At 66.8% G+C, this 5247-nt stretch carries 6 protein-coding genes; all 6 read right to left on the bottom strand.

Features of this window, described 5'->3' with window-relative positions:
- On the bottom strand, nucleotides 1–1589 hold a 1589-nt coding region (locus tag GJ693_RS13635), incomplete at its 3' end, for an acetyl-CoA carboxylase biotin carboxylase subunit (RefSeq protein ID WP_156256828.1).
- 5 nt (nucleotides 1590–1594) lie between these two features.
- Complete coding sequence (locus GJ693_RS13630) at nucleotides 1595–2044, bottom strand: nuclear transport factor 2 family protein (protein WP_197042198.1); 450 nt, start codon at nucleotides 2042–2044, stop codon at nucleotides 1595–1597.
- Nucleotides 2041–2820 carry an enoyl-CoA hydratase-related protein gene (locus GJ693_RS13625; RefSeq protein WP_156256826.1) on the bottom strand — a complete coding sequence of 260 codons (780 nt, stop codon included), beginning with the start codon at nucleotides 2818–2820 and terminating at the stop codon, nucleotides 2041–2043. The genes GJ693_RS13630 and GJ693_RS13625 overlap by 4 nt, the downstream gene beginning before the upstream one ends.
- Nucleotides 2821–2826: 6 nt before the next feature.
- Entirely contained in the window at nucleotides 2827–4347 is a 1521-nt protein-coding gene (locus GJ693_RS13620) for a carboxyl transferase domain-containing protein (RefSeq protein ID WP_197042199.1), read from the bottom strand.
- Between the two features lie 111 nt (nucleotides 4348–4458).
- Nucleotides 4459–4824 (bottom strand): hypothetical protein, encoded by a 366-nt coding sequence (locus GJ693_RS13615; protein WP_156256824.1) that lies wholly within the window; start codon nucleotides 4822–4824, stop codon nucleotides 4459–4461.
- 4 nt (nucleotides 4825–4828) lie between these two features.
- Nucleotides 4829–5247 (bottom strand): ATP-binding cassette domain-containing protein (locus tag GJ693_RS13610; protein ID WP_156256823.1); only part of this gene is annotated, 419 nt, incomplete at its 5' end.

Genomic DNA, 5247 nt, shown 5'->3' with positions numbered 1-5247 from the left:
GCGGAGACCTCGCCAACGCCGGCCAGCCCGCCGATGCGCCAGCGCGGGCCGCCGGCGGCCCGCAGGGTGAGCGCGTGGCGCTCCTCCCCCCACCACAGGCGGACATGGGTTTCGGGCGCGACATTCATGCGGAAATCGAGCTGGCCAAACAGCGTGTTCCGTGGCGCATCTGTGGGCAGGCCCAGCCCCAGCGCAGCAGCGAGCAGCACCGGTGCCGGGCACAGGCCGGGCGCGGCCAGTTCGGCGGCATGGCGGGCGATGAAACCGGTATCGACCTCGCCGGCCCTGAAGGCCTTGGTGTCGGCCAGCCGGGCGAGGAAGGCGCGGTTGCATTTGAGGCCCGTCACGATGGTGGCATCGAGTGCGCCGACCAGCCGGTCGATGGCCTGGCTGCGCGTTGCGCCATGGGCGATTACCTTGGCGATCATCGGATCATAATCCAGCCCGATGCGGCTGCCGGTCTCGACGCCGGTATCGATGCGCACGCCGGGGCCGGCGCCGAATTCGAGGCATGAGATGGTGCCGGTGGCCGGCAGGAAGCCGCTGTCCGGATCCTCGGCATAGAGCCGGGCTTCCATCGCCCAGCCGTTGACGCTGAGCTCCTCTTGGCTTTTCGGCAGCGGCTCACCCCGCGCCACGCGGATCTGCCATTCCACCAGATCCTCGCCGGTAATGCACTCGGTCACCGGGTGTTCGACCTGCAGCCGGGTGTTCATTTCCATGAAATAGAAGGCGGGATCGCCGGCGAGGTCCACCGTGTCGAGATCGAGGATGAACTCCACCGTGCCGGCGCCCTGGTAGCCGATGGCATGGGCGGCGGTGACGGCGGCGACCCCCAACGTGTGGCGCAACTGGTCGGACAGGCCGGGGGCAGGAGCCTCCTCGATCACCTTCTGGTGGCGGCGCTGCAGAGAGCAGTCGCGCTCGAACAGATGGACGGCGTTGCCATGACTGTCGGCAAATAATTGCACCTCGACATGGCGCGGGCGCTGGATCAGCTTTTCCAGCATAACTCCGGCATTGCCGAAGGCGGTTTCGCCCTCGCGCTGGGCGGCCATCAGCGCTTCTTGAAATTCGTCGGCATGATGCACGGTGCGCATGCCCTTGCCGCCGCCGCCGGCCACCGCCTTGATCAGCAGCGGGAAGCCGACGCCCTCGGCGGCCTTCTGCAGCCGCACCAATGACTGGTCATTGCCCTGGTAGCCGGGCGTGATCGGCACGCCGGCCTTCTTCATCGCGGCCTTGGCCGTGTCCTTCAGGGCCATCACCCGCATGGCGCTTTCGGGCGGGCCGATGAAGATGATACCAGCCTTTTTCAGCGCCTTGGCGAAATCGGCATTCTCGGACAGGAAGCCATAGCCAGGGTGGATGGCGTCGGCGCCGGTGCGCCTGGCCGCGGCGATGATGGCGTCGACGTCGAGATAGGGCCTGTCACCGGCCAGGGGCACGGCCTGGCCGGCCTCACGCACGAAGGGGGCATTGGCATCGGCAGCCGAATGCACGGCGACCGTGGCGATGCCCATCCGGTGCGCGGTGCGGATGATGCGGCGGGCGATTTCCCCGCGATTGGCGATCAGGATCTTCTGCATTTCACTCACTTGGGTGGACAGCCCTTGGGATCAGCGGTCCAGCCGAACGTCGTCAGCAGCCATTTGCCGTCGATCTTGCTCCAGCCGAAACTGTCGATGCCGCAATGGATGCGCTTGCCGTCGATATCGAGCGTGTAGGGCGCCCAGACATGGGCATAATCGCGGGTGACGAGGATCTTCGAGCGCACGATGCGTTCATCGAACTTGCGCGGCGGGGCGTTGCGGAAATTGTCGAACAACTGCTGGCGCGTCAGCACGCTGAACCTGGCGCCGCCTTCGGCCGGAAAGCGCTGGACCTGGATGGTGAGCGACGGATGCGTCATCGCCTCGGCCGCATTGGCGTCGCCCTTGTTGAGCGCATCCATGAAGGCGTTGGTGGCGGCCAGCACGTCGTCCCTGGGCGCAGCCGCAGCCGGCGCGGCGAGCAGCAGGGCAGCGGCAAGCAAGGGCTTCATTCGATGATCCATGATGGTTTCCCCTTGTTCAAAAAGGCGGAAATGCCTTCGCGGCCTTCGTCGCTCACCCGGCGGGCGGCGATGCGGCGAGCGCTTTCCTCGCGCAGCTCCTCGGTGATTTCGGCCCCGGCAAAATCCAGCGCCAGCCGCTTGGCATCGGCCACTGCACCGGGCGCAGCCTGGCCGATATGGGCCAGCCAGTGCGCGACCATGGCTTCGGCAGCGTCGGCATCGATGGCGATTTCGTTGACCAGGCCCATGTCTCGCGCGTCAGCCGCGGTGAAGGCTTCGGCGGTGAGGAACCAGCGCCGCGCTGCCGCACCGATCTTTGCCAGCACGAACGGCGAGATTGTGGCCGGGGTGAGGCCCAGCCGCACTTCGGAGAGGCGGAACTGCGCGCCTTCGATGGCCACCGCCATGTCGGCGCAGGCCACCAGCCCGACCCCGCCGCCGGTGACATGACCATGAGCGACGACGACCACTGGCTTCGGGCATTCATCAATGGCGGCGAGCATGTTGGACAGGCCCATGGCGTCGGCCTGGTTCTCGGCTTCGCTCCAGCCGGCGGCCGCGCGCATCCAGTCGAGATCGGCGCCGGCCGAGAAGCTCTTGCCATTGCCGGCCAGCACGATGGCGCGCACCTCATCAGCTTCGCCGAGACGGGTGAAGGCTTCTTCCAGAGCTGCGATCAGTTCGGCGTTGAAGGCATTGTGCCGCTCCGGCCGGTTGAGGGTGAGCCGGGCCGTGCCCCAGTCGTCGATGGCTTCATCGAGCATCGCGCATCACATCCGGAACGTGCCGAAGCGGGTTTCGGGGATGGGCTGCTGCAAGGAGGCGGCCAGTGACAGCGCCACCACGGCGCGTGTGTCTTCCGGCGCGATGATGCCATCATCCCACAGCCGGGCGCTGGCGTAATAGGGGTTGCCCTGGGCTTCATACTGGGCGCGGATCGGCGCCTTGAACGCCTCTTCCTCGGCCTTGGTCTTGAAGCCGCCGCTCTTCACCGTGGCCAGCACGCTTGCCGCCTGTTCGCCGCCCATCACGCTGATCCGCGCATTGGGCCACATCCACAGGAAGCGCGGGGAATAGGCCCGGCCGCACATGCCATAATTGCCGGCGCCGAAACTGCCGCCCGTCACCACGGTGATCTTCGGCACGGCGGCGCAGGCCACCGCCGTCACCAGTTTGGCGCCATGCTTGGCGATCCCCTCATTCTCGAAGCGGCGTCCGACCATGAAGCCGCTGATATTCTGCAGGAACAGCAAGGGCACGCGGCGCTGGCAGGCCAGCTCGATGAAGTGCGCGCCTTTCTGGGCGCTCTCGCTGAACAGGATGCCGTTGTTGGCGATGATGCCGACGGGATAGCCCTCGATATGGGCAAAGCCGGTGACCAGCGTCTCGCCATAGCGCGGCTTGAATTCCTGCAGTTCCGATCCATCGACGATGCGGGCGATGATCTCGCGCACGTCCACCGGCACACGGGTGTCGATGGGGGCGAGGGCGTTCAGTTCGTGCGCGTCAAACAGCGGCGGCCGCGCCGGGCCACGCACCACAGCCGGCGCCGGCGGCAGGGTGGCAACGATGCGCCGGGCGATGCTCAGTGCATCCTCGTCATTTTCCGCCAGGTGATCGGCGACGCCGGAAATGCGGGTGTGCACATCCCCGCCGCCCAGATCCTCGGCGGTCACCTCCTCGCCGGTGGCGGCCTTCACCAATGGCGGCCCGCCGAGGAAGATCGTGCCCTGGTTCTTCACGATGATCGATTCATCCGCCATCGCCGGCACATAGGCGCCGCCGGCGGTGCAACTGCCCAGCACGGCGGCGATCTGCGGAATGCCAGCGGCACTCATGGTGGCCTGGTTGTAGAAAATGCGGCCGAAGTGATCGCGATCGGGGAAGACCTCGTCCTGCCGGGGCAGGTTGGCGCCGCCTGAGTCGACCAGATAGAGGCAGGGCAGGCCGTTCTGCGCGGCGATTTCCTGGGCGCGCAGATGCTTCTTGACGGTGATCGGGTAATAACTGCCGCCCTTCACCGTCGCATCATTGGCGACGATCACGCACAGCCGGCCCGACACCTGGCCCACCCCGGCGATCAGGCCGGCGGCCGGCACCTCCTCGCCATAGACATCATGGGCGGCGAACTGGCCGATTTCCAGAAAGGCGCTGTGCGGATCGAGCAGCGCCTCGACCCGCTGGCGCGGCAACAGCTTGCCGCGCGCGACATGCTTTTCGCGGGCGCTGGCCGGGCCACCCAGGGCGATGCGGGCGGCCTTTTCACGCAGCTCGGCGATCAATTCCGCCATGGCGGCGGCGGTGGTGCGGGCGGACGGGGGCAGGGGTTGACCAATGAGCGGCATGGTCGCGGGTATGGCCGATGTTGGCCATGCGCTCAATGGGCTTGCAGTGATTGCGGGTTAGACCCGTTCAAGCGTCGCGGCAGAGCGTTGCCAGCTCTTGTTGTTGATCAGATGCTCGCCCGCGGCGCCCGGCCTGGCCGCCCAGCTGTACATGTCGCCATTGCCGGTCATCAGTTGCAGAAAATGCGGGCCGTTGCTCTCGCCGACCACTTGCCACAGGCCAGTGGCACGCTCCGTCACGCGCTTGGGCTTGGCTGCGCCGTTGTCCCGGCTGTCAATTTCGACAATCCAGTCGAAATCACCCTTCTCGCCGAGATGCAGGGTTTCGCGGCGTTCCCACCAGCTGTCCCTGTCTTCGATCTTGTCCACTCGGCGAAGTACGCTGCCGGTCAACAGGGCCCGATGGTCGAACCTGCTGATCATGGTCTCAAGATAAGCGATTCGCTGCTCGCTGCCAACTATGGTTACGCATCTCGATACCAAAAATCGTGGACAGATTGTCGCTGTTCAGCACCGTGGCGGGTGGACCATCGGCGACCAGCGCGCCGCCGGCAATCAGCAGCAACCGATCGCACTGCCGGGCGAGATCGAGATCGTGGAGGGCCAGCACCACCCCGGCGCCACGTGCTGCTTCCGCCGCAAGCAGGGCCAACACGTCGAGCCGGTGGCCGGGATCGAGATTGCCGATCGGTTCATCCAGCAACAGCCAGGCCGGCCGGGCAACGAGGGCGCGGGCCAGCAGCACGCGGGCACGCTCGCCGGTGGACAGCTGGTTGACCGGACGCTCGGTGAGCGTGCTGGCATCGCAGGCGGCAAGCGCGGCGGCGACGGCGGCGGGATCGGGCG

The sequence above is a fragment of the Sandarakinorhabdus oryzae genome, assembly GCF_009733735.1.
Classification (GTDB): Bacteria; Pseudomonadota; Alphaproteobacteria; order Sphingomonadales; family Sphingomonadaceae; genus Sandarakinorhabdus; species Sandarakinorhabdus oryzae.
This window is presented reverse-complemented; position numbering and strand designations above follow the sequence as displayed.